Annotated in this window: 5 protein-coding genes; 2 read left to right on the top strand and 3 right to left on the bottom strand. The window is 64.3% G+C overall.

The window, feature by feature from the left end:
- Positions 1 to 13 precede the first annotated feature (13 nt).
- Both FCT00_RS05660 and cobF read left to right on the top strand, forming a co-directional pair.
- Positions 14 to 1,222, top strand: coding sequence for a LysR family transcriptional regulator (locus FCT00_RS05660; RefSeq protein WP_235888943.1), 1,209 nt, complete (start codon positions 14 to 16; stop codon positions 1,220 to 1,222).
- A gap of 73 nt (positions 1,223 to 1,295) precedes the next feature.
- Positions 1,296 to 2,063, top strand: coding sequence for a precorrin-6A synthase (deacetylating) (gene cobF / locus FCT00_RS05665; protein WP_138422174.1), 768 nt, complete (start codon positions 1,296 to 1,298; stop codon positions 2,061 to 2,063).
- Positions 2,064 to 2,085: 22 nt separating this feature from the next.
- Here the strand turns inward: cobF and FCT00_RS05670 are convergent, their stop codons facing one another.
- The 3 genes from FCT00_RS05670 to FCT00_RS05680 form a co-directional block, all read right to left on the bottom strand.
- On the bottom strand, positions 2,086 to 2,661 hold the full coding sequence (locus FCT00_RS05670; protein WP_138422175.1) for an invasion associated locus B family protein: 576 nt from the start codon (positions 2,659 to 2,661) through the stop codon (positions 2,086 to 2,088).
- Between the two features lie 47 nt (positions 2,662 to 2,708).
- Positions 2,709 to 4,352, bottom strand: a complete 1,644-nt coding sequence (locus tag FCT00_RS05675; protein ID WP_138422176.1) for a ShlB/FhaC/HecB family hemolysin secretion/activation protein — start codon at positions 4,350 to 4,352, stop codon at positions 2,709 to 2,711.
- 127 nt (positions 4,353 to 4,479) lie between these two features.
- Positions 4,480 to 26,661, bottom strand: coding sequence for a leukotoxin LktA family filamentous adhesin (locus FCT00_RS05680; protein ID WP_138422177.1), 22,182 nt, complete (start codon positions 26,659 to 26,661; stop codon positions 4,480 to 4,482).
- Between the last annotated feature and the right edge of the window lie 224 nt (positions 26,662 to 26,885).

A 26,885-nucleotide genomic window follows, 5' to 3' on the forward strand; every position in this document is an offset into this window, starting at 1 on the left:
TTATAACTTATGTATGTCTGGAAACTCAGCCATCCTTTCAGCCCGGCAAGTTCGCGTGATCCGGGCCTTGTCCGAGCATCGGAGGCTTTCGGAAGCTGCCGAATCGACTGCCATGTCGCAGCCTGCGTTCTCGCGCACCCTGAACAGCGCCGAGGACCAGTTGGGGGTCGCCCTGTTCCAGCGTGGCTGGTCCGGGTCCGAGCCGACGGCCCTCGGCGAGATCGTGATCGACCAGTGTCGCCGGATCACGGCCGAGTTCGAGACGCTGGAGCGTGGCGTATTGGGCCATGACGGGCCGCTGCGGTTTCCGAGCCTCGCGCGTTGGCGCCATTTGCGTGCCGTGTCCGCCGTCGTCCGCCATGGCACGGCCTCGGCCGCCGCAAGAGCATTGGGTGTCAGCCAACCCGCCATAAGTCAGTCCCTGCGGGACATAGCAGGGTACGTGGCGCCGACCCTTTTCATTCGGCGCAAGGCCGGGATGGAACCGACGGAAGCTGCACGCGCGATTGCGGCGCTTTGGGATCGCATCAACGCCGCGCTGAACGACATCCCCGCGCTTCTGGCCGACACGGGCGACTCGCTCCTCGGGCGCGTGTCCGTGGGAATGCTCCCGTTCTCGGGACAGTCGCTGGTCCTCGAGGCATTCGGTGAGATCACGCAGGCCCATCCGCGGGTTCAACTCGTCGCTATTCCCGGTGGCTACGACACGCTGGTCGAGGCACTTCGCCGCGGCGAAATCGACCTTATCATCGGCGTCCTGCGCAATCCGTCGCCTTTTCCCGAAATGGTCGAAAAGCATCTCTATTTCGAGGATTACATGATGATCGCGCGCACGGATCACGCGATTCACGATCACAGGCCTTCGATGGCCGAACTCGCCAAGGAACAATGGATCGTGGCACCTCATGGCACGCCGATCCGTGGTTTCTTCGACCGCATGTTCCGGGCCGCCGGAACCATCCCACCGGCGCAATCCGCCGAAATGTTCTCGTTCTCGAACGCCGAACAGATGATCGTCGCCAGCCGTTCAATCGCCCTGTTGTGCTACGGAAAATCCGGCCTCAGGAACCTCCCGACCGCTTTGAAGCCGGTCGACATCCGCCTGCCCGGCGCCCGCGTCTCGATCGGCGTCACACGCTATGGCGAAGAGCCGCCAAACGAGGCGATTTCGACATTTCTGGATATCCTTGCCCGCAAGATCGCAGAGGCCGGCGAGGATTGATGGCACGCCAGCCACCTTGACGCGCCCCGCCAAGGGCGCTGAAAAGGCGCGACGGATCGACAGGGGCCGAAGAATGAAACGTGATTTGATGGTGATCGGGATCGGTGCGGGGAACCCGGAATACGTCACTGTTCAGGCCGTGAAAGCCCTGAACAAGGTTTCGGTCTTCTTCATCCCGAACAAGGGTCAGGACAAGGCCGACCTGCACCATCTGCGCCGCGAAATCTGTGACCGTTACATCGACGGGTCCGACTACCGTCTCGTCGATTTCGACATCCCGGAACGCGCCAAGGTTGGGGTCTACGCAACCGACGTTGCGGCGTGGCGGGCCGAGGTGCGAGCGATCTATGAGCGGCTCATTGTCGAGGAACTTGGCGAGGGCGAAATCGGCGGCTTCCTCATCTGGGGCGACCCGTCGCTTTACGACGGCACGATGGGAATTCTGGATGCCATCACAGCCGCCGGACAGGTCGAACTGGAGTACGAGGTCATTCCGGGCATCAGCAGCGTCTCGGCTCTGGCGGCCCGGCACAAGGTCGCTTTGAACAGGATCGGGAAGTCGTTCACCGTCATGTCGGGCCGGCAGCTTTCGCAAGGTATGCCGGATGACGGCGGAAACGTGGTCGTCATGCTCGACTCGCGCGATGCCTTTCGCGAGGTAGACGGGGATCTGGAGATCTATTGGGGCGGATACGTCGGGACCGAGGACGAACTCCTCGTGTCAGGCAAATTGCGCGACGTCGCGGAAGATGTCGCGCGAACCCGCAAGGACGCCCGCGCGCGCAAAGGCTGGCTGATGGACACCTATCTGCTGTCGCGACCTTCGGACGACGCGGAATGATCCTGCCGCCCGTCAGAGGGCGTCACTTGATGGTGGCGGCCTTGAGTGCGGTCATCCCCTCACCGATCCCGCTCAGGTCCATGCGGAAAATCAGGGGTTCGGCGCGCAGATTCGGGCGGTAGCCCGCGACGACCCCCTCTTCCGACGCCGCATATTCTTCGAGCTTGGTCAGGTCTTCGGTCAACAATGCCTCACAGACATCGGCCGAACAGGATTGCCAGACGAATTCAGCCCGCTCTTCGCTGTCGGAAGGTTTGAAGGCGAAGCCCGACGGGAAATACACGCCATTCGGAACCCGCGCGGCGAGGAAGCTTTGTTCGCCGTCGGCGGACCAGAACGCAAGAACTTCGGCGAGGAAGGCGTTGTCCGACGTCCGCACAAGACGTTGCGAGAGCACGCAGGCCGTCTCGCCGACCGCCACGGCCTCACAGGTGACGGTCCAGGCGCCGAAGCGTTGGCCGTTTGCGATGCGCACGGGCGCGGTTTCTTCTGCCGGGGCGGCTTCGGCGGTTTCAGTGGTGTCGTCCTGCGACATGGCAAGACCCGGCAACAGGCTGAACGCAAGGATCGCCGCGAATTTCGTAATCTTCAGTGCCATGCCCCGGATCTCCCTGTTCCGTGTGTGTTGTGCGCTCGACGCGAACCTCAGAAATTGACCGAGATCGAACCGCCGATGGTCGGCGCCGCGCTGGGCGTGGCCCAACCGACGATTCCCGTGGTGAGGGGTTTGGCGATGTAGATATCGCCGAAGACGTTGTTGCCTTGGGTGAAGCTGGTGCCGACCCCGATCGAACTGGCGAGTCCGAGGGGCGCGCGGGTGCTGTCGAAGGCCTGCCCGACGTCACCGAAAACGAACGGTCTGACCCCGATGGAACCGCCAAGCGCGAAGGGCGAGGACTTTTCGATCTGGAACCGCGCGACATATCCGCTGTCGCCGACCGACAGGTTCGTGGGGTAACCGCGCACGGCGGCAGCGCCGGTCACCGCGAAGGTGTTCCATGTCGGCATGACGCCGGACACGGCATACTGGCCCGAGACCGAGAGTGACGCGAAGATGTACTCGCCTAAGGACAGCGCGCCCAGCGCGGACCCCGACACGGCGACATAGGTGTTGCCCGTCGTGGCGAAGACCGCATCCGAATAGGTGCCGGCGGTGACCTGACCGGACGCCGAAACGCTCCATCCATCGCCGTTGATGTAGCCCGTCACCCCTGCGGTGCCTTGCGGGCCCCATGCGTTCAGCGTCTGGACACCGAGAAGCGAAGACCGCTCCCAATTGTAAGCGCCGTTCACGAAGAGCGATATCCCACGCTCGGCGGAGGCGAGGACGGGCAGAGTGAAGCTGGCATTCGCCGACCGCGTGCGCCCGGTCACGAGCGGCCCGATGACCGCGCGTGAATTGGTGCCGAGCAGGCTGAGGGAAACGCGCCCGCCATTGGGCAGGACGACCCGTGAATAATCGACGGTTCCGGTCAACGACCCTTGCCGGATCAGGGCGGCGACGGTCAACGGATCGTTCCAGCCCGTGACACCGTTGATCGTGTGGCTCACGCCAAGCTGCGCCCGGCCGAAGGCGGGCGAGCCGTAGTTGTCGAGCGTGATGGTCGTAGCGTGGCGCTGGATCTCGGGCACATTCACCACGACGTCCACGGTGTTCTCGGCCGAAGGTGCGTAGTCATAGGACAACGGCAAACCATCCGTCGCCTGATGCCGCGCGATGCGTGGGTCGATCTTCCGGTCGTCCGCCAGCTCGCCTTTCGGCAATTGCAGACGGAAGTCCAGATAGCGGTTCGAGACGATATTGGTCCCGCCTCGCGTCGCGCCGATGACCGGTTCGTAAAAGGCCACGTTCAGGACGCCGCCGGAAATGTTGTAGGGGATCACACGGGCCGAGCGGATGCCGCGATCCCGGTACATCTGCGTCAGCGCCTCGGCCAATGCCTGAGCCGACCCGTTGCCGTATCGACGCCCGACAAGCGCCGCCTTGGCCGCCGCGATGTCCTCCGGTGCGAGATAGGCCGATCCGTTCTGGAACCGGATGTCCCGAAGCACGAAGCCGGACGGGGCGCGTTGTGTCGTCGTGGCGGTCTGGGTGGTCGTCTGCGGCTCTGCCGTCTGGTTCGCCGCCTCGGCGGCCACCTGCGCCTCGGACGAGGTGTCGGGCGTGCCTGTGTCCTGCTGGGTTTCGACCGCCGCACCTTCGTCGAGATCGAGATCCTGTGCGACGAGGCCCGGCGCGGATGCGCACAACCCAAGGGCTGCGGTCAGGGCGAGGATGGAAATTCTCATTTTTCTTTTCCGAAGATCTGGGAGGCCTCAATCCCCTGTGGATAACTCATTCCGGCCATTCTGACGACGCCCTTCAACCAGTTGAAATAGAAGCGTTGTAGGGATGCCGCAGGGACCGAAGGCCGCATTACGCCGCTTCCTCCTGATCTCCGCCCTCATCGTCAGATCCGTCTTCGCCTTCGGCGTCCTCTTCTTCCTCCTCCTCGTCGTCATCATCGTCTTCGCCCCGGTCCGAGCCGAAGGTGAAATCCCCCGGCAGCGGATTGCCCTGCGACTTGGTCTGAATGCGCGGGTCGGTTCCGCCGCGCGGGTCCGGGTCGTTGGTCTGGCCGTCGTCGCCCTCTTTGCCGGTCGAGCCATTGGATCCGTTGCCGTTGTCCGGGTCGCGCGGGTTCGAGGTGTCCCGGCCACCCGTGTCGCCGCCGCCGGTGTCACCACCACCCGTGTCGCCGCCACCCGTGTCACCGCCGCCGGTATCACCGCCGCCCGTGTCGCCACCACCTGTATCGCCGCCGCCCGTGTCGCCACCACCCGTGTCGCCGCCGCCCGTGTCGCCGCCACCCGTGTCTCCACCGCCGGTATCACCACCGCCCGTGTCACCGCCGCCGGTATCACCGCCGCCCGTATCACCACCGCCCGTATCACCACCGCCAGTGTCGCCACCGCCGGTATCACCGCCGCCTGTGTCGCCGCCGCCTGTGTCGCCACCGCCCGTATCGCCGCCACCCGTATCGCCACCGCCCGTGTCGCCACCACCTGTATCGCCGCCGCCGGTATCACCACCGCCCGTGTCGCCGCCATCGCCATCAGGTCCGAACACGTTGAACAGCGGGTAGATTTCCGGGTTCTGGACCGGCGCGGCGCTGGTCGGGGTCGCATCAAGGGCGTCGTCGGACCCGTGCTGCGGCGTGTTGCGCAGGCTGTCCACGTTCAGGGTCAGGCCCTGTTGCGTGCCAGCGAGTGCAAGGTCGAGCTCTCCGTCGACCTGAATGCTCACCGGACCTTCCTGAGACACGGCATAGTCCATCGCGACATCGTCTTCGCTGTGAACATCGATCTCGCCGAAGGCCGCAAGGTTCAGCATCGCGAGGTCTGACGAAGGCTTCAGCGTGAACGGCGTCGAATCGTCGCGACCCTGAATGGTCCCCGTGATCGCGGTCAGGAACACGTTGCCGGACAGCGATACCGGCGCGCGGGAGTCGGCGGTGATGTCACCGTTGATCGACGTTGCAATGACGGTTGCGTCACGATCCACGGACACCGGCCCCGAGAAATAGATGTCGCCCAAGGACACGAGGTCGTAGTGGCCCGTCACGCCGTTCAGCGCCTGCACCTCGACCGGGCCGAGTGAGCGGAGATAGGCCGGGCCCTGACCGAAGGTCAGATGCGCGCGCTCCGCTTCGAACTGCAACGGATTGGCGGCGGTGCCGACGTTGCTGGCGTCGACGATGAGTTGGCCGTTCGCAGCCGACACGATGCCGTCGCCGGGGGTCAGGGTCTTGGCGCGCAAGGCAATGGTGGCGACGCCGCTCTGGCTGCTCGTCAGCCCCGCGATCCGCAGAACGTCACCGGCTTCGAGGTCGATGTATCCGATCCCGGCGTCGATATCCGCTCCATCGGCAATCGTGATGTCGTCCGCGGCTTCAAGCGCGATCTGGCCTGCGCTGGCGGACCCATCGGCCGTGCCGGTGATCGACTTGTCCACGTAAATGTCATGCGCACTGACATAAAGGTCGCCGCCCACCGTCGATTCACCACCAAGCTGGACCTGCGCGGACGACCCGTTGATGACCACCGGGCCGGGGCCGCTGGTCAATTGGGTGACCCGCAATTCGATGTCGCCGAGCGGCGCGATCCAGGCCTCGCCCTTAACATCCAGCGACAGGGCCGTGGCATCGCCGCCAAGGGTCATTCCGGTGCCGCCAAGACCGACCGTGCCCACGTCCAGTGTGACCTCGCGCGCGATGACCTGACCGACGACATCACCGGTGTCACCCGTCGTCACGTCGACATGCGACGCTTGCACATCTGCGAGAAGGACACCGCCGTTCACGGTGTCGATGTCCAGCAAGCCCTCGTGCTCGACGGTGAACAGACGCACGTTGTCGACCGCAGCGACCCGGATTGTGTTGCCGCCCCCTTCGATCACGCTCGACACCGACCCGGCAACGGAACCGGCACCGCGAAGCCCGGCACGCAGTTCGGTCGCGCCGAAGAACCCGAGCGTGGCGGACCCGAGGTTGATGTTGCGGGCAGCCGCGGCCGAGAACACCTGCGAGGGCCCTGTCGTGAAGTCCCGCAGGAACACGACGTCGGACATCGTGCCCGGCTCGCCAAGCGTGCGCAGGACGAGTTCGCTGAAAGCACCGCCATCCAGATCGTTCAGAAGGTTGCCCGAGGCCCCGACGATCACTTCGCCGCTGCCAGCATTGACCTTGGACAGTGTGAGGTCGCCCAAAGCGTTGAAATTGGCGTTCAACTGGCCCGCGCCCGGCATCAGGTTGAGTTCGAGCTTTCCGGCCACGATGGACAGGGCGCGAGTGTCGTCACCTGCCTGACCATGGCTGGTCAGGTTGACGGTGCCCTCGGTCTTGAAGGTGTTCCACAGACCGGAAGTTTCGGTGATGTCGCCGTTGATCCACGCGGTGATCCCGGTCTTGCCGAAGAACCCGATCATGCCGTCCTGCGATCCGGCGGAGGACGGGTGCACCACCGTCGCTCCGCCGTCCCAGTTGTAGAACGTCAGGCTGCCATTGGTCGACGCCACACGTTCCAGCGCGATCTCTCCGCCGACGACTTCGAGGGTCATGTCGCCACCGGATTCGGCGAACACCGCCGCGCCCGGCCGTGTGAGTTCGACTTCGAGATCCATCGCCCCGAGCGACTTGAGCCAGACGCCGCGCGACAGGATGTCGATGACGCTCGACGGGTCTGCGTCGAGAATCCGGCCGGATTTCGCTTCGAGGAAGACACGCTCGGGCGAGTAGATTTCCTCGATCGAAACATCGGTCGAGGGTGCGAAGAGGTGGATCTCGCCCGCCGCACGGGCCGCGAAAGTGCCGCCGGGACGTTGCGCATAAAGCAGCGGGCTTTCAAGCGACCCGATCCGGCCGCCCGACGCTTCGACCACGACCGACGTGCCGACGATGCCGCTGCCGCCCAAGATCGCGGAAATGGCGCCGGATGTGCGAAGCCGCGCATCCTGATAGGCCTCGAACGCGTTTAGGGCGACGTCGATCTCGGAGCCGACATAGGCGTGGCGTCCGGCCTGAACGGTGACCTCGCCGGTTGCCTCGATGTCGAAATCTTCGTTGCGATGGATGCGCACCCCATCGGGCAAAATCTCCACGTCGGCCCGCGCAGCCGAGAACAGCCACAGGCGTTGCTGTTTCGTGATCTGCTCGCCCGCGTCGATGAAAATCTGGTCCTCGCGCTTGCCGACATCCAGACCCGCGACCAACGTCACGTCGCGGCCGATCACATTCGGCTCCTCGATGGTCAGTTGCGTGTCGAGCATCGGCAGGATCAGATCCTGACGGAAAGCGGCCTCAAGCTCGGTCGTCGTGAAGAACGCGCTCTGGATAAGGTCGCTGACTTCGTCCCCGGACATTTCGTAGACGTAGTTCTTGTTGAAGTCCTTTCCGGCAAAACGCTCGGCGGCTTTGTGGAACCAGTCGTTCTGAGATGCCTCGAGCGCGTCGATCTCGACCTCGGTCAGGCCGCTCGCGATCATCTCGGCGCGGCGCTCGTCGTCGTAGGCATAGGCCTGGAACCCGTCGTCGTAGTCTTCGTGCCCCAAGAGTTCGCCGGTATCCTCGTCGTAAAGGGCCAGACGCGACCACCACTCCTGATACTCCTGCGTCCGGTTCGCGATTTCGCGCTGGACGATCGGGTTGGCGTCCAGCTTCTCCTGCTCCAGCGCAGCCGTCACGGTCGCCCGTTCGGCCTCGGTCGGCTCATAGCGGTAGTCCTGATCGAACCCGAGATTGACGAATTTCTGCGCGGCCTCGTGGAACTTGGTCGTGCGTTCCTGAACGATCTGCTCAAGCGCCTCGTTGCTCGTGCCCTTCGCGCGGTAGAGCAGTTTTTCCTGCTCGCTGAGTTCCAGAATCAGCCCTTCGTCGTAATCGCGAACTTCGACGACCTTGCCTTCTTCGTTGTAGGTGACGAGCCACGACCACCATTCGTGATAGGCCGAGGTTTCGGTATCGACGAGGCCTGACAGTCTCTCTTCGACTTCCGCCTTGGTCGGCGTCCGAAGCGAGTCGTTGTCGATCAGGCGAAGCTCGTCCCACAGCGCGCCAAGCAACGCAGCCTCGGCGCGGCGGTCGACCGTTTCGCGGTTGTCCGCGTCCTGAATGGAGGAACCGGCGATCAGGCTGACGTTGCCGGACTGCGACGCGGCCTCTTCCACTTCGAAGGTGCCATCGGACGAAAGCGAAATGTCGCCAAAGGCCTGAATATACACTTCGTCGAGCGCGTTGACGGTCATCGTGCGCTCGCCGAACGGCTCGGTCTCAGGCTTGCCGATGCGACCGGTTTCCGACAGCAGGCTCACCCGACCACCGTCGATCAGGCCGTCCGAGAAGTTCGATGTGATGATGTCGCCCTGAGCCTCGAGCTGGATTTCGTCGGTGTATTCGCTGATGACCTCAGAAACGAAGTAACCGCCGGATGCGTTGCGCAACCGGATGCTTCCCTCGGCATTCACGACCAGCGTGACCGTGCTCCCGTTCAACAGCGCGACCTGCGAGGCGCTCTCGCTCGTCGCCGCCCCGATAAGCTCGTTGCGATAGGACTGCGACCCGGCCTCGAGGTTCGCGCCCGTCCGCCGGCCATAAATCTCGCGCCCTTCGATTGGGTTGGCGATGCGGTAGGACCGGTCGCTGAACCCTGAGGCCGAGGTTCCTCCGATATCGCCACCGGCGGTCAGGATCGCGTGGCGCGCGGTCATCGACGTGTCGGGGCCGACCGTCAGGATGTCGCCACCCGCATCGACGTCGATGGTGCCGACGCCGGATGCGCGAACATTCTCGGTAAACAGGACCGACCCCGCCGCATCGATGGTCACATCGCCGCGATATCCGTCGCCGAAGAAGTCGATCCTGATCGGTTCGTCGGCTTTCAGCCGGTGCGTATAGGTGCGCCGTTCCGTAAAGCTCACGTCCGTCGTCGTGGTGACGACATCCTTGTCGTAGATCAGATCGAAAATACCGTCAGGCGTCGTCGTCTGGCTGACGAATTCCTCCTGATAGTTCAGGATCTGGCGGCGTTCCTGAAAATCGTAAGCGTTCGGGTAGGTCTGGGTGAGCGGGTTGAAGAAGTCGAGGTTCTCATTCGCGACCTCGATATAGCCGACTTCGGGTTTGTTCGGCAGGTTCACCAGCTGCGGCGCGCCGACCAGCGCGACCCCGAGATCGTCGTTCTCCTTGTTGCCGCAGCCGATGAAGCTGATGCAGGTGTATGTGATTTCCGTGTGCACCCGCCGCTGCTCGACCGTGCGGTCGTAGGCGGTCGTGTAGTAGAGGGCCATGTCATCGACGGGGTTGTAGAACGCCTGCGTGGTCGGGGCCGGGTCGGTCCCGTGGCTCAGGTCGATCTCGATGGTCGAATACCCTTCGGACAGCCGATACTCGGTCGTCAGGTAAACGGGCTGCCCACCGATGAAGATCGTGTTCTCGGCGATCTTGTTCTTGTCGATGATACGGATGACGCCCTCGACACCTTCGTCCGGGCCAAGGTCGATATGAGAGAACACGAGGTCGCGGGAGGAATTGCTGACGACGTCGAGCGTGCCATACCCGTTCGCCGCGATGATTTCGCCATCGCCGGTCGATACGATCTTGCCGGAGATCTCGATGAACCCGCCTTTGGTGCGGATCGGCGCGACTTCGAGTTGATCCGTGATCGGGTTGTAGTTCACCGAAACATTGCCGGTCATGTAGGGATCGCCGGGGAGGGACGAGGGCGGGTTGTTTCCGATCCCACCGATCACGTCGACGTTCGTCTGATCCGCGTCGCTGCCGACCGGCTCACCACGAAGCGGCGCATAGAGCGGAATGATCGTGCTGCCCCCGCGGGTGTCGAGATAGGCGTCGATGGCCGAGCTGATCGTGAGATCCCAGTCTGTCACACCGGATTGAATGCGGCCGTTGATGTTCAGGACATCGGCATAGATGAAGATGTTGCCGACAGCCGTGACCGAGCCGCCCGCCGCACGATCCGGCAGAACTTCGGACGGCTGGGGCCCATAGATTGAATTGACCGCCGACCGCGCCGACGCGAGCGACAGGTCGGGATCGTTGTTCATCCTCGAATAGACGCGATCCCAGTAGAGTTCGATCGCGGCGAATTCGTTTTCGTACAGCCCACGCGGATCGCCGGTGATGTGGGTCGTCGGATCGGAGGGTGCGAGGAAGAAGTCGCCGCCGGAATCGATCGTCACCGATTGCGCGTTTATGTCGCCGCCGAAGACATAGACGGAACCGTCCTGCGCGAAGATCTGGACGTTCCCGTTCAGGTTTTCGACATCGCCGACGACATAGACATCCGCGCTCGGCCCGTTGTTCGACGCGGTATAGAGGTTGCGGATGATGATGTTCGGCGGCGTGACGTCGGTATGGTTCGCCGTCAGGTCGAAGGCAGGCACTTCGCCCAGGCCGGTTGCCGTCGGATCGTAATTCGCGCCAAGCGAGATCAGATCGCCGATAGTATCGACGGACACGCCGTTATAGCGGACCTCGCCATAGTCCTCGAAGGGAATGACGAGGCCCGAGACCTCGACGGAAAGCGACGAGCTGTTGATGACTTCGATCAACGCATCGCCGTTCGCCGTGATGTCACCGGACCCGAGGAAGAAGTCGCCCGATACGTTCACGTTCCCGCCTTGGGCCGACTCGTCCGTGATATAGAGGAAGTCGGTCGAAAGCTGGCCGATGCCGTTCGAGTTCAGGAAATTGTAACGCGCTTGGAGGGCTTCGATCTGGGTCGTCAGCGTGTCATAGACCGACGAATTCACGTCATACTCGTCGCGCAGGTCTTCCAACTCGTCGATGAAACTCAGGATCTTTTCACCGATGTTGCGATCGAATTCCAGAGCGTAGGAGATGTCGCCTTCTGTCGTGATGACCAGATCGCCAGCGTCGTTGACCGCCGGATGCGACCCTGATCCGGCGAAACCGATGTTGATCCGCTTGGCCGCATAGGCGCCCGCCTCGATCGACCCGTCCACCGTCACTCCGGTTTGCGCGACCGAGCGATATGTTCCGCTTTCCCGCGCGAGCGACACCTCATCGGCGCCGATCAGACCCCCGAAGAAGTTGCCGACGGCCTCCGCCGCTTCGGAATAGGCATCGATGGCATAGCCGTAGGCATAGGGGTCGGTGATCCCGTCGCCCGTTTCGAGGTTCACATCGCCCGCCGCGACCAGAGACATGCCCGAGCCGACGTCGATGAACGCCTTGTTGCGCAGTTCCGCCAACGCATCCGGGTCGGAGCTGAGCGGTATCGCCGTCCTGTTGTGAACCCGCGTCTCGGCATGCTGGTACTGTTCCTGCACGCCCGAGGCATCGGCCCCTGCGAGGATCGAAATGCTTCCCCGGCGGCTTTCGATTTCGCCCGAGGCAAGGTCGATCAGGCTCGAATGTCTGAGGATCGTGTGGGCTTCGGATTCACCCGCGCCCGCGAACCCATAGGTGCGGATATAGGATTCCGACACCATTTCGGCATCCGCGCGCGCCGTGATGTTCACGTCGCCGTTCGCCCGGATGGTCGCGCCCGTCATGCGGATATTGCCCGAGGACCAGACGTTCGGGTCTTCATGCGCACCCACGATCACGTTGGACACCAGCTTGGGCAGCGGCACGGCCCCGCCCATGTCCCCCGTCAGACGGTCGGTGAGGTCATAGTTCGTGCGCATCGCGATATTGACGTAGCCGGTATCGTTCACCGGATTGGCCGTTGTCGATAGCTGCGTGATCGTGACGCCCGGCCCGATGTTGATAAGCGCATCGCTCTCGACCTCGGTGCGCGACACCAATGCCGCGCGGTTCACGCCACCGAAGCTGCCGGTCACGCCGTTGAAATCGATGGCGCGTTTCGTGATGTCGTTGACCGAAGCGATGTCGATGGTCTCGGCGCTCAGGTCGAGCCCGATATTCAACTGGCTGTCGCTTTGAACCTCGTTGATCTGGCGCGTGGCCCCGTAGCCGACAAGCGCGACTTCGATGCTGTCCGAATTGCTCTCGAACTCGATCTCGCGGTTCGTCGCGATGTCGATGTCGGTCGCGTTCAGCGCCGCACCGTCCAGCCGCAACTCTGTCGTCAGGTCCATCGTCAGGCGGTTCTCGGAGGCATAGATCGACACGATTCCGCCGCGACCGGAAACCGAATTGCCGAACAGGTAACCGTCGCCCCCGGAACGCGCGGTGAAGGTGCCCGCGACCGACGCTTCGGTCACGAAAAAGACGTCGAGGGTCGACGAACTGTAGTCGATGCCGCGGGCGAGCGATGCGCCGAGACCAACGAGGCTCGCCGTGACGCCTTTGGACAGATATTCGAGGTCCGCCTCGTTTCGCGCTTCGAGCCACGCATCCCCGCCCACTTTGAACTGCGAGAACCTGAGATCGGTGGTCACCGCGCTTTCGTTGCGGGCCAGCGTGTTCGACCCGTTCAGGCTGCCCCCGGCGATGGTGGTGGAGGTTGCATCCGCCGACACCGTCGCATTCGCCGCGCCCGGCACGTTGTCGGTCGCCAGAACCGTGACGTTGCGCACTTCGAGGTCGATGGCCTGCCCGAAGATCGATGTCTGGGATTCGCGCCGCGCGACGGCGTTGTTCAACCCGGTGGTTCCTGCCCCGCCGACAAGGCCGAACGCACTCGCCATCACATCGCCGGAGTTGATCGCACGAACCGTCAGATCGCCGCCGTTGATGCGGACATTGCTCAGGTCGACATTGACGACCGAACTGTCCTTGGCCGTCGCCGACGTGCCGCCGACGCCGATGGCGCCCGAGGTGATGAGGTGCACCTTCGCATCGGTTTCGCCGAACCGGCGCGCTTCGATCACGATGGTCTCGGCTTCGAGCTGTGGCGCCGCGCCCGTGCGGCTGAAGTTGACGCCGACCTGGCTTTCCCGTTTCGCGCCAGCGATCGCGACGCCGACACCGATGGCACCTCCGACACCGGCGGACACCTTGGCCTGTGTGACGCTCGTTTCCTCAGCCTCGATGGTCAGGGTGTCGGCCAGAATGTCCGCGTTGCTGCCGATGTTGACGCTGACGGCGCGGCCGACGCGCATATCGACGATACCCATCGACGAGGCGATGGCACCGCCCGACCCGGCAATCGCCTCGGGCGTCCCGTCATCCACATCGGCCAGCGCCCCGACGCGGACATCACCCCCGCGCGCGTCGATTGCGACATTGGCGCCAAGGTTCGTGACGACCGTAGTGCCACGACGGACGATTGCGACACCGTGGGTTGCCGAAATCGCACCCCCCGACGCGCCGCCTGCTAGAATGTCGAGCCGCCCGCCCTCTTCCGAGCCGATATCGACATTCGCCGCTTCGATCGTGACGTTCGTGCCGATCCGCGTTTCGATCGTGTCGACATCGGCACCATTGAAGCTGTTCTCGAGGTTGATCGACCGGCGACCCGTTGTGACCTTGCCCAGCATCGCTGCCAAAAGGTTCTCGTTGCCGTCCTGCGGCCCGTTCGGGTTCGCGCCCTGCGCGACGTTGTAGGTCTCGTCGGGCGGATCTTCGCCCGCTTTCACCGGATCGTCCGTGTTGGTGAAACTGTCGTCTTGCAGGCTGTCGTCTGCGTCGTCGATCTGCTCCTGCCAATCCGGCACTTCCTCGTCCGGGTCGTCGATGCGCACGCGTTTGCCATAGGTCAGCAGGATGCCGGACCCCTGCGCGGAAATGGCACCGCCGCCACCGGCGACGACCGCTCCGGTGAAGTCACGCTCGCCATAGGCATTCACGGTGACGTCACCCGTCGCCTTGAGGATGACGCCCGTACCGATCTCGGCAAGGACGGCATTGCGCATGGAGGTGATGACGCCTGCCGCACCGACCGAAATCGCGCCCCCGGCAGCGGTCAGAACGAAAACGTCCTGCCCGTAGCTTTGATGCGCTTCGACGGTCACATCGTTGAGGTCCGGGCCATCGACGCGCGTGTAGTCGCCGATCCGCGCGGTCACCGACTGTTTGGCGGACGTGTAAAGCCCGGCCCCCGCGATCCCGACCAATCCGCCGCCCGTGCCGACCACGACCTGATTGACGCTGTAACCGCCTTCGCCGTTTTGACCGTTCACGAACGGCACCTTCTCGGACGGATCGGTCCGGGCGTCCGCATGGACCAGAAGATCGCGCCCAACGGTCAGGTCGACATAGCCGTCATTCGCGCTGCGGCCCGACGTGGTTTCGGCGACGACTTCGTCCTGCGCGTCGAGAATGACGATGGAAGCGCCGACACCGACAAAACCGCCCCCACCCGATCCGGCGGTCATACGCGACTGGCGCGGCGCGGTGGCGATGATCGACGTGTCGCGCCCGGATTCGACCGCCGCATCGGCCATATAGGCAATCGTGCGCGACTTGGTGATGCCCACCTGATTGACCCCGGCGACACCGGCGTAGATGCCGACCGCACCCGACACGGCGAAATGGGACAGGCTCTCGGGGGTCACGGCTTCGACGGTCACGTCGCGACTGGCGAAAACATCGGCCTGTTCGATCTCGGCCCGGGTTTCCTTTTCGATCTTGAAGAACTCGTTATGCGCGCCGATCCCGGCCGTCGTGCCGAACGAGGCGGTGACCGAGATCGATTTGATCTTGGTCGCGTTGCCCGCGAACACGTCGACATCGCTCGCGCTGGTCACATCGGCACCACCCGCGATCTGGGCCACCACGCTGTCGGCCACGAACAGGATCGGAACTTGGGCGGACACGGACACGCCAGCCGAGGCGGAGCCTGTCATGGCCAGAGTGTTGAACTCGGTCGTGTTGTCCGCGACCACCGCGACGCCGTGGTAGGTCTGGGTCTGACGGTCGAGCCAGATATCGCCGCCTTCGCTGCGATGCGTGCCGACGACCCCATCATCCGATGCGCTGTTCTCGGCGATGACGAGGCTGCCGTCGGTAATGGCCGCTGTGACGATGGACGAGCTGTCGATCACGGCGACCGAAACACCGATGGCCGCCGAATTGCCGACGGTGACATTCAGCGTCGTCTGGTCGAAGGCCCCGTAGAAGGTCTCGTCGCCGCCGCCGACCGCATCGATCCGACCGCCGTTCAACGCCTCGACAAGCACGTCGCCCGCCTGCACCTGCGCATCCGCAATCAGTGCCGAGGTCGTATCGTTCTTGATCGTGATCGAGATCGAGCCGGTGACACCGGCCGAACCGCCGTATCCACCACCCATCCCAGACGAGACGACCTTGGTGTTGTTCTGCGCCCGCACGATTGCGTCGTCCGCCGCGCGCACCGTCGCATCTTCGATCTTGGCAGTCGTGAACCCCTTGTCGACGGCAAGACCCAAGGCGCCACCCGCACCGACCGACGACGCGATGACGACCTGATAGGCAAGTCCTGCAAGCTCCTGACTGCGGATCGCCTCGGCGCTGACGTTGGCTGCGGACACGACGGTCGCGCCGCCGTCGATCAACGCATCGACTGCGGAACGATTGAAAATGACCCCGTTCGCCGCACTGATGCCGGTGGAGTTCACGGACCCCACACCTGCGACACCCATCGAGACGACTCGCGTATCGTCACGCGCCGCCAGCCTGACATCACCCGCCGAGGTGAAGACACTGGCATCGTCGCTGATGCGGGTCTGCGTCCGGGCGAGCATTTCGTTGAGGGCGAGCGTCGCGCCGAAACCAAGATCCTCCCCGATGGACAGGACACCGGCCATGGACCACATGCTGTTGTCGGACGTGGCCGTCAGCCCGATCCCGCCGGTGTTGAGCTGACCGTTGCCGACCACACGGGCGCGCACGAACTGCACCTGCCGCGTGATGGCCCCACCCGCGCCCAGTGCGTTGCCGAGGACCGAGGCACCTGCGGAGGCCGTCATCACCTTGGTCTCGGATTTCGCGGTGAGTTCGATGTCCTGCGCGACGCTGAAGGCGCCCGCGTTTCTGAGGTCGATGACCGCGTCCACCTCGCCCCCGACGCGCACCCACGACACGCCGAGGCCGAAGCTGATCGGGCTGTTGTCCTCGCCCCCGCCGCTGTCGCCGCTCCCCTCGTTCGACTGACCGTCCGCATTCGCGCTGTCGGCCTGATCGAAGCTGTTGGCGCCTTCGCTGTCTTCGCCGGGGTCGACCTCTTTCTCTTCTTCCTCGTTCGCACTCGCCTCGGACTTGGGCGCATCCGGGCGTTTGGCGACGCGGAATTTCCCGGTGTCGGGGTCGCGTTCGACCGTCCACATATCGAGGATGAAATCGGCGAGGCTAATGTCCAGCGCCGCGGTGACCTGACCCGAGATCACATCGGCCTCGCGCCCGTCGATGGCATTCAGTTCGAGATTGCCGTCGATATCCACGCTTGCCGAGTCGATATCGAGCCGAGCTTCGATCAGGCTTTCGCGGGTCAGGTTGAATTCGGGCAGCGTTAGGGTCGTTTTTTCCTCGATGAAGTCCGCGCCTTCGTTCAGCGCGTCTTCCACCAGATCGCGCAGAAGAACGCCGCGCGGATCGCCGTCGACCTGACCCAGATCGTCGGAGCGTTGGCCGAAATCGACATAGCCGAACGACCCGACCGCCGCGAAGCCCCCGCTGATCGTCACACCGATCCCGACCTGAAGCACTTCGGTCAGGTTCTCAGCCGTCAGGATCACGTCACCATCGACCGTCAGGCTGCGGTTGCCGACGATGCGGGCAGACGTCAGACCGTGGAACTTGAGGATGCCCGCGCCGATGCCCACGCCCTTGGACGACCGGTTCGCACCCGCTTCGATCGCAAGGAACGTGTCTTCACGTTTCGCATCGATCAGGACCGAACCGCCCGCATCAACGGTGACCCGAGAGATTTCGGCGATCACGTCCCGCGCGTCGGTGGTCCAGGCGATATTGGCGAGCCCCGTGATGCTGTTCGACTCGTCGAACAGGTCGGTGCCGCCGCCGTTGTGGCCGAGGATCACGTTGGTCGCCTTGATCCCGGACCGGGCTTCGAGCTCGATATTGGCCGTTGTGGTCGCGGACCCGTCCGAGAGCCGCGCGATGAGGTCACGCTTGTAGATATCGACGCCGACACCACCCGATGCCCCGGCCCCCGAATTCTCGGAATAGCCGTTGGCGAACACGTCGTGGCGGGTTTCGTCCAGCGCGGAGATGACGATCTTGCTCGCCGTTACGGCGCTGTCGTCGATCTGGGCGCGCGTTTCGCCGTTGCCCTTGAGGATCGCGGTGATGACGTCGATGCCATACTTGGTTTCGCCGTCACGCACCGCGACCGCCCGCAACAGGCTTTGCGTGGTGGCATGGGCGACCACGTTCACCCCCGACAGGTTGCTGTCGGTGATTTCGGCGACCGTATCGGCATTGTAATTCGTCAGCGCGACCCCGACCGACCCCGCGATATTGCCGGAGGCGGTGACGGCGCCCTGTCGGTTCTTGACCTCGGCATCTTCAAGCGCGTCGACCTCGACTTCGCCGCTGCTGTTCAGGCTGGTGTCGTCGATGACCGCGCGGGTTTCCCAGTTCGTCGTCAGAATCGAGATCGGAATGTTCACGGCGAACCCGCCGTCCTCGTCCCCCTCGTTGTTCGACGCGAGACCGGATGTCAGGGCGATGTCCGCCACCCCGGTGTGCCGCGCGCGGGAGCGGATGCCGTCGACGTCGCCCGTGACAAACTCGACCGCGCCGGTCGTGGTGCGGCGGTCCACCTGCGCGCCGCCCGTGATGCCCAGCGCAAAGGCGCTGCCCGCGCCCGAGAACCCGACCGTGATCCCGGCATCCGAGGTATTCTCGGCCAGCAGATCGACGGACTCGGCGATGTCGAGTTGCATCAGTGTCGCGCCGGACCCCGCGATACGGGCCTCGGTGGTTTGGGTCAGGACGTTGACCACCACCGATGCGCTGATCCCGATTTTGGGATCATCCCCGGTCGCCGCCGCCACCCCGTCGATCTGGCGCGCGTTCTTGGCGTCGAGTTCGAGCGAGTTTGCCTCGACATTCGTCTGGTAGACCTCGGCCCGCACGGTTTCGACGCGCGTATTCTGGGCATAGGTGATCCCCACGCCGATGCTGTCGGAATTCTCTTCTTCCTGTGGATCGTCACCCGCGCCCGCACCTGCATCGCCTTCCCCTTCGTCCGGGATCGGCGTGTCATCCGCCAGCGGGTTCACATCATCAATGTAATCCTGCGCCGTCTCGTCGTTGTCGTCGCCGAGCTGTTCCTCCCGCGCCTCTTCTGCGACTTCGCGGGCCAGCGACCCGGCGACGGCCACGGTCGCGCCGGTCAGCTCGGCTTCGAGCGTCACGTCGCCGCCCTCGTTGATCTCGGCGAAACTCACCTGCGCTTCGACGACGGAACGGCCAAGATGCAGCGTGCCCGACCCGACGAGCGAAAAGGTGCTGCCAGCGCCACCGCGCCCGACCGAGGCGGCCAGCAGATCGCCCGCATCCTTCGCGACGATCGACACGCCGCCGCCGTTCACTATGTGGGAGCCGCTGGCGATAAGCGCGTGAACCTCGGTCTTCACATCGGTGATCGAGACGGCACCGGCGAGCCCGATGTTGCCTGCGGTTCCGATCACGGCCCCCGTTCCGATCAGCGCGTCCGCCGTGTTCTCGGCAGTCAGGGCGATGCTGTCGGTCATGACTGTGGAATTGGTGGCAAGGGTGGAAACAGCGGTATTCGTGCCGAATACCCCGCCGAAATCCGCGGCGAGCGCGAAGCCGAATGCCTTGTCCGAAACCTGATCCTGCCCGGTCTCGTCCGACGTGGTCTGTTCGCCCAGCCCCTCTTCGTTTTCTTCCTGCCGGTCGGCGGTCAACTGGTCCGGCAGGTCGATCTTGCCGCGTTTCTTGCCGTCTTCGCTTTCGTCCTCGGGCGTGTCGGGATCGTCAGGTGTCGGCTCGGCCTCGTTCTCGTCTTCGATCCCTTCCGCCCCGGCGCTGGCACCCGCGACCGAATATCCGCCCGTCTCGGTGGTGATACTCAGGTCGCCGAGCGTCAGTTCCGGCGCACCCCCGCTTCCTTTGAGCGTGGCGAGGATGTCTTCGGTCTTGGAGGATGTGACGGCGGCAATGGCGGAACGGTCGGCAAAGATGATCCCGGCCCCCAAGCCAACCGCGACCTTTCCGGCCTGCGACCCGGCGCCACCGAAGGCGAGCAGGCGCGCGGTGTCTTCGGCGTTGAGCGTCGTGAAATTGCCGACGACCAGCGGATTGCGGTCGTCCACGACGGCGCGGGCGTCGCCGCGATAATCGATGATCGAGAAGCCACCGTTGAACGCCACCGTTTCCGCCGCCCCGAACGACTTGGTGACGACCATGCCCTGCATGTCGTTCGTGGCCGAGGCGTCGATACTGGCGAGGTTGACTGCGCCGGTATTGGAAAGAACGCCGAAACGAGCCGTGGCATTCGCATCGAGGCGCAGATACTGCACTGCGCCGCCGATGCCGACGGTGCCCATGGTCCGCTCTTCATCCTCGCGCGCGTCGTCACGCTCTTCCTTGGATATATCGTCGCCGGGGATATCGTCGGTCAGCCCGTCGACCGGCACGGGCGATGGCGGATCGACATCCTCCTGCTTTTCGGGCGCAACGCTTTCTTCGACCGGAATGTCACGCAGGGCGATCAGCCCGCCTTCGTTTTGGGCCTCCAGCGTCACAGCGGCACCCGACCCCAGCTTGGCGTCGTCCGCGATCTCGGCGACCGTATCGAGCTTGGCGGTGTGAATGCCGATGTCGACCGCGAACCCGACACCGGCCTGACCCTCGGTCCGGTTGAGGATGTTCCAGTTCTCCTGATCCATCTCCAGCGCCGGATCGGGGAGGAGGTCACCGGCAAGCAACGCCTCGCTGTCGTCGATGGTCTTGATCCCGAGCGTGGTGTCATTCAGCGGGTTCTGAATGTCGGCCAGCGAGTTGGTGGGAAGCGAATTCGTCGCGCGCACGGTCAGATCGGAAGCGGTCAGGGCACTGATCGTCGGTTCCACCCGTGCGGTGACGGTCGACCCGATGAACCCGTATGAGAAGGTACCGACGAACCCGACCTTGTCATCGAGCGAACCCGCCTTGGTGGCCGACACCTTGCGGTAGTGAGACAGATCCTGACTGGCGGCGAGCGTGACGGTCGACCCCGCCACCGACGCATCGGACAGGTCGAGGTCACCCGCGATCTGGTCGCCCGTGACCGTTCCACCGATCAGGGCGGTCACGGTCGTGTCGGTCCGGTCTGCGTTTACGGCGATGGCGAAGGACAGGGCTTTCCCTGCCTTCTTCTCGTCGTCGTCGTCCTGGTCGCCGGTGCCGGTCTGTTCTTCGGCGGTGTCTTCGGCCTTTTCGGTTTGCTCATCCGCGATGTTGGCGAGCGCGTCGGTCAGGTTTCCGCCCGCCGCATCGGCACCGCCCGCGTCCTCGGGCGTTTCGGCCTTGTCCCGCTTGCCGAACGGGGTCTTGGGCTTGTCCGGCCCCCCACCCTCTTCGATATCCTCGTCCAGTTCCTCGTCCGTGAGAGAGCCGGTGGTGACGATCGCCTCGGCCTCATACCGGGTCGTCGTATCGCTGGCGGAGATGCCAAGCGTCCCGCCGCTGCTCGCCTGACCGCCCATGTAAACGGCGGTATCGGCGTCACCGAGTGAGACAATCCCGGCGCCTGCGAACACCAGTGACGTGCTGTCCGAGGCATGGGCCGTGAAACCGAAGTCATGCGTGGTCGTCGCGCTGATGGTCACGCCTGTCCCGCCGGAAATGACCGAACCGGTGTTCGTGCCGCCGTCGATGATGACCCGGTTCAGCGCGTCACGCAGCGACAGGATGCCCGCGACCTTGACCCTGCTGTCGCTTTCGACGCGCGCCGACACTTCCTGCACTTCGCCAACGACGGAGCGGACGGAAACCGAGCCGTTTCCGGGTGCGAGCAGTTCGGAGTTCTGAATCCAGACCACCGACTGTGTATCTGTCAGCGCGAAGCTCAGGCCCACCGTGCCCGCGCTCGCGTCCACGTTCGACGTTGTGACCGCCTTCGACAGGATGTCGATTTCACCCTTGCTGCCCGCGACGACGCCGGGCACGTCACGGTCCGCGACGATGAGTGTGTCGGTGATGTTGACCGAAGCGGTGGCGTGCACGACCGAAGGCGCAATCGAAATCGACACGCCCTTGCGACCCTTGCCCTTTTCGTCCGGCGCGTCGCCGCCACCGGTGTCGCCCGACCCGGAGTCGCCCGGGTCCGGCGCAGTCTCGGACGGTTCTTCGGCTTGCTTCGCCGCGTCCTCCATCTGTTCGGACAGCTTGTCCATCTGCTGATCGCCGGAATTCTCGGCCCCCACCGCGTCACGCGCGGCAAAGACGGTGACGATCGAAACCGGCAGAGCCTCGGCATGGATCAGGACTTCGCGGCCGACGGTGTTGTCAGAACAGATTTCATCGACGCAGGTGTAGTCGCCCTCGCCTTCGCCCTCAAAGCCTTCCTCGCCCTCGAACCCGCCTTCACCTTCAAAGCCGCCTTCGCCCTCGTCGAAGGAAAAGTCGAAGAAGCGGCCGTTGGTGATCTTGGTGTCTTCGATGTCCACCGATGCGGCGGACTTGAACTGGTTGAAGCTGGCGCTGATCGCCACGCCCCACGCGTCCTCGCTATGCGCCGCGCGCCCTGTGACCAGCGTGTCGAAGACGCTTTGGTCTATGGCCGTTATGCTGGTCAGCCCGTCGCCAGCGTCCGCCTCGTCTTCATAGACGAAGATCATGCTGTCGCGCACGATGACCGAGGTCGTGTGGTCGATCAGGGAAAGCCCGAAGCTTCCGGCGATGCCGACACCGTCGACAGCAGACGCGGTGACCGAGCTGGCCTGACCGTATTCCACGTCGGTCAGCGCCGTTACGGTGATCTCCTGCTCGAATTCAGAGCCTATTTCGGCCCCTTCGATCAGAACTTCGGTCGCGACCGTCCCGAACGTCGCCGCGAAATCACCCGCGAACGAGAAGGTCTTGGTGCCGTCCCCGCCGCTGTCACCGCTGCCGCCGGGATCGGGTGCCGAACCGTCGTCGCCGTCGCCCATCGCCTCGGCAACCGCATCGGCTTTGTCACCGAACAGGTCCGAGGACAGATCGACCGGCGCCTCATCCTTGTTGGACGGGGGAATCTCGGCTTCGCTTTCATCCTCGGGCGTATCCGGGTCGTCGGGGGTTTCCTCATCGTCGGGGAGCGCGTCTAGGGCCGATGCCGTGCCCGCCGCCAGAACCGAACCAGTGGTGGTTGCGGCGATTTCGATGTCCTTTTCGACGTTGACGTCGGGCGTGGTGATGATCGCGCGCGTATTGCGATCGGTCAGGTTCACCGCCACCCCGATCGCGAATCCTTTCTCGGCATCGAGACTGCCGGACCCGGCGAGCGTGACCACCGAGGTCTTGTCGTCGGCCCGGATGACAACGCCGTCGTCGCCCCGCCCTTCGATCCCGTCCGCGTCGTTCCGCACGAGCGTGTTGGCCTGATAGTTCGTGATCGCGACGGCGATGTTGAACCCCGTGCCACCGTCGTCGTTCTGCGCCTGCGCCCGCGCGGTATTGACGATCAGAAGATCCTGCTCGGCGCGCTGTTCGGTCGCTTCGAGCGAGAATGTCGCATTCGGGCTGAGAACGGACCGGGCCGAGGCGTTCACGTCCATCAGGGACAGCGCGCCACCGTAACCACCCTTTTCCCCTCCGGTCGAATTGCCGGGCGACCCCGCGCTGGCGATGATGTCACCCGCATTGCGCGCAATGGCGAAGGCGCGGGCGTTCAGGTCTTCGTTGTCGCGGTCGTTGGAACGGAAATAGGTCTCACGCTCAACCCAGACGTCCCCGACCGTGGCATCGGCGTCGAGTTCGAAGTTGCTCGACAGGATGTTGATCCCTGCACCCACCTCGGTGCCGCGCCCCGTCGTCTCGGCCACGAACATGCGCGTGTCCGTGGGCGTCTGCGACACCGGATCGTCGGCATCGTCGGGCGCATCGGGATCGGTGGTGTCGTCGGGAATGCTCGGATCGCCGGGCTTCAGGCCGGTGACACCGTAGCTGTCGCCATCCGCAAAATTGCCGACCGCCCCCGGTCGCCCCGGCCGGTTCGGGCGTGGGCCCTTGGGCGTGCCCGGGCCCTTCCAACCCGGTTCTGTGGTCGACGTTTCGTCATCGGGATCGGCACCTTCACCGACCTCGTCCTCCGGCACGACATCGGCGGGATCGTCGCTTTCCGTCTGCTCCAACGCATTGCGGTAGTCGCCCCACCAGTCGCCGACTTCGTCACGGCCTTCGGTCTCGGCCAGAATGTTCTCGGCGATGACGCCCGCGTCCGAAGGGCTGCGGATGCGAGCCGACCAGTCGCCGTCGGCGTCACCGTCGATGTTGGCGGTCGCCCCAAGACCCCACTGGGTGATCCCGACCGAGACAAGCAGAACCTGCTCGCCACTGGTCGCAAGCTCTTCCTCGGTCTGCCCGGTCAGATCACCGTCATCCTCGGGGTCCGGCTGGGGGACCGACCCGACCTGTGTCAGCGTCTCCACCCGCACGTCCTGCAACGTGTTTCGGGCCGTAATCGCGACCATCGGGTTGTCGTCGAGGTTGATCTTGGACCCGTCGGCGTAGAACTGGCCACCCGGTCGCCCGTAGGAGCCATCCGGGGTGGTTTCGATCAGGGGCGCGATGAGCGATGCCGTGGACCCATCGGGGGCTTCGTATTCGTGATCGCCCCCGGCCTCGGCCACCGAACGCGTCGAATGGACGATGATCGAACCGGCGAGTGCGAAGCGGTTGTCGTCGCTGTCGCCCGACCCGCCGCTGCTGCCTGCCGATCCGTTGTCCATCTTGGCGGACAACGCGGTGCTTACGGCATCCGTCAGGGTGAAGTTGCCAAGAACCAGCGCAGAAACGTCCGGCGACAGGGCTTCCTGATCGTCCGGGTCGACCGCCTGATCGTCCCGGTCTGGATCGATGTTTTCGACCGTCTCCGACCCGCCCGAAACGCGGGCGCGGCTTGCGAACCGTTCGACGGTGGTTTCCGCACGAATGTCGATCTGGCCCGACTGGGCGGCGATGGCACCACCCAGGTAGGTCTCGGTCAGGCTATTTTCGAGCGAAATAGCAAGCGCCACGCCTTTGGCCGCGTCGCTCACGACCGCATCCGAGGTCATCAGGATGTCGCGGGTGGTGAGCGCGGCGATGTCGATGGTGCCGCCGGTGGTCAGGATGGCGTATTCACCCTGATCGACGTTCGGGTTCCACGGGATGTAGATCGACGTGTCGGGATTTGTGCTCGCATAGGGGTCGAAACCGATGACCGGACGCACACCGTTCACGATGGTTTCGGCCCGCGACCGGCGCAGCGAGGCGGCGACCGCGAGATTGAAGGCGGTGGGATCGACGTCGGGATCCTCGACCCCCGACTTGGCCACGAGCGTCTGCTCTTCGCTGACCACGGAATGCACTTCGATCGAGTTTCCGGCGTCGATGGCCGTGTTGTGCAGGGTGGTGCGCGCGACCGTGTTGGACGCAGCGATGGACAGCGCGAGATTCTGGTTCTCGGGCGCGATCTCGAAATGCGTGGTGGCGCGGGACACGACAATGGCATCGGTGTCGGCGAAGATATAACTGCCGTCCATCTCGATGATCGCGTGCGCGTCGAGGAACATCGGCAGGTTTTCGATGTCGATCTTGTCGAGTTCCGCCTGCGCGCCGCTCGCAATCCCGTTCGCGACGTCGAGCACGGCTTGCACCGCTTCGAAATCCGCGAGCGGCCCAGCAAGGGACGTAAGGTAGGCGTCGGTCGCGGCTTCTACATCGACCTTGTTGTCCTTGAACGTGGTGGCCGAGACATGGACCACGTCACCCTTCAGGATCGCTCCGGTCATGGAAACGCGGGTAATACCGACTGGAAGGGCGTTCTGGGCGACGTCGCCCGGCGCAGTCGTCTGGTCCGTCAGGCGGTCGTCCAGACGCGCCTCGATGTGGATACGCCCGCCGGGGTGCACCCCGTCCGTCGCGATGATCCGGCTGCCCTGCTCAAGCGTGATTTGTGGCGCGGTCAGCGTCACGTCGCCAGCCGGGCCGCTGCCGGAGATGGTCGAGATGGTTTCCCCTGCCGACAGGGTGATGGTTTCGGTCGCGATGACCTCGAAATCGGCACCGTTCGTGGCGGTCCCGGTCAATACGGCGTGCTGCGGGTCGATCAGGATCTTGCCGCCGACACCTTGGGCCGAAAACGCCTCGAGGTCGCCGAGCGCCTCGACCGTATTGGTGGCGGAGAACTCGACGAAGCCGCCGGTGCCGCTTCCCAACGCGGCGGCCGAGATGACGGCGCCTTGTGCCAGCAACGCCGACCCTTCGGCATAAATGTCGATCGTCCCGGCCGCCGCCGAGCCAGTGGATTGGCTCAGGATTTTCGCACCGCGTTCAAGGACGATGTCACCGGCCGAGCGGACCCTGACCGTGCCGCCCGTGTTCCCGTCCTGCGCGCGCACGGTGGACGTGCCGGAAAAGGTGACGCCGGTCTGACCGTAGATGTCGACCGTCTGGCCAGCGGTGATCGAGCCGCCGACGTTGACCTGACCGCCTGCGCGAAGCCGGACGCGCTGATCCGCCGTCAGCGCCCCGTTCACCGCGATGTTTCCGGGGCCGAGCGGCACGGTGCCGTCGATGATCTGGCCGATGCCCTGCGGGTTCACCGACCCCCCCGTCCCGAACAGGTTGTTCACGACGGATTGGGATGGCGTGGAAAGCCCGATGGACCCGGCGCGGATCGTGCCCGTGGGGCCGACGACGACACCGTTCGGCGCGGCGATGTAAACGTCGCCACCGACCGAACCATTCTGCATCCCACGGACCATGCCGTGAATCTGGGCCTGACTGCCGTTGACGATGTTGATCGTCCCGCGCGTGCCATTCGGGGCGTGGAGGTTGACCGTCGCGCCCTGCCGCACGTTGAAGGATGAGAACGAGTTGACGCCGTGGTTGTTGGCAATGGTGCCGGTTCGCACGTTCGCCGTCGCGCCGTTGCGGGTGATCGACGTGGCGGTGCGCCCATCCGGGGTGACCTGAGCAATGGCGAGGTGGGGCGAAACGAAAGGCAGGGCCACGACCATCGCGGTCGTCGCCAACAAGTTCGCTCTCGTGATGGGTCCCCCGCTGCGCAAAGTGCGCCTCTTCAAAATGTAATTGCAATCTACCGGCTCAGGGTCGGGCGTTCAGTAACCTTTGGTCAACGATAACCGTGCCCTACGGCGTCCAGAAGGGTGGGAATTGCCGTCTCAGTTCTCAAATTCATTGGCGTATACCGCAATTGGTGTATGCTGTTCCGGTATTTTTTGGCGGTGAATATGAGTGA

The sequence above is a fragment of the Maritimibacter alexandrii genome, assembly GCF_005871115.1.
Taxonomy (GTDB): Bacteria; Pseudomonadota; Alphaproteobacteria; order Rhodobacterales; family Rhodobacteraceae; genus Maritimibacter; species Maritimibacter alkaliphilus.

Bases quoted from the DNA above. Each gene is read 5' to 3' on its own strand.
- FCT00_RS05675 (WP_138422176.1), bottom strand. From the start codon at position 4,352: ATGAGAATTTCCATCCTCGCCCTGACCGCAGCCCTTGGGTTGTGCGCA.
- cobF (WP_138422174.1), top strand. From the start codon at position 1,296: ATGAAACGTGATTTGATGGTGATCGGGATCGGTGCGGGGAACCCGGAA.
- FCT00_RS05660 (WP_235888943.1), top strand. From the start codon at position 14: ATGTCTGGAAACTCAGCCATCCTTTCAGCCCGGCAAGTTCGCGTGATC.
- FCT00_RS05670 (WP_138422175.1), bottom strand. From the start codon at position 2,661: ATGGCACTGAAGATTACGAAATTCGCGGCGATCCTTGCGTTCAGCCTG.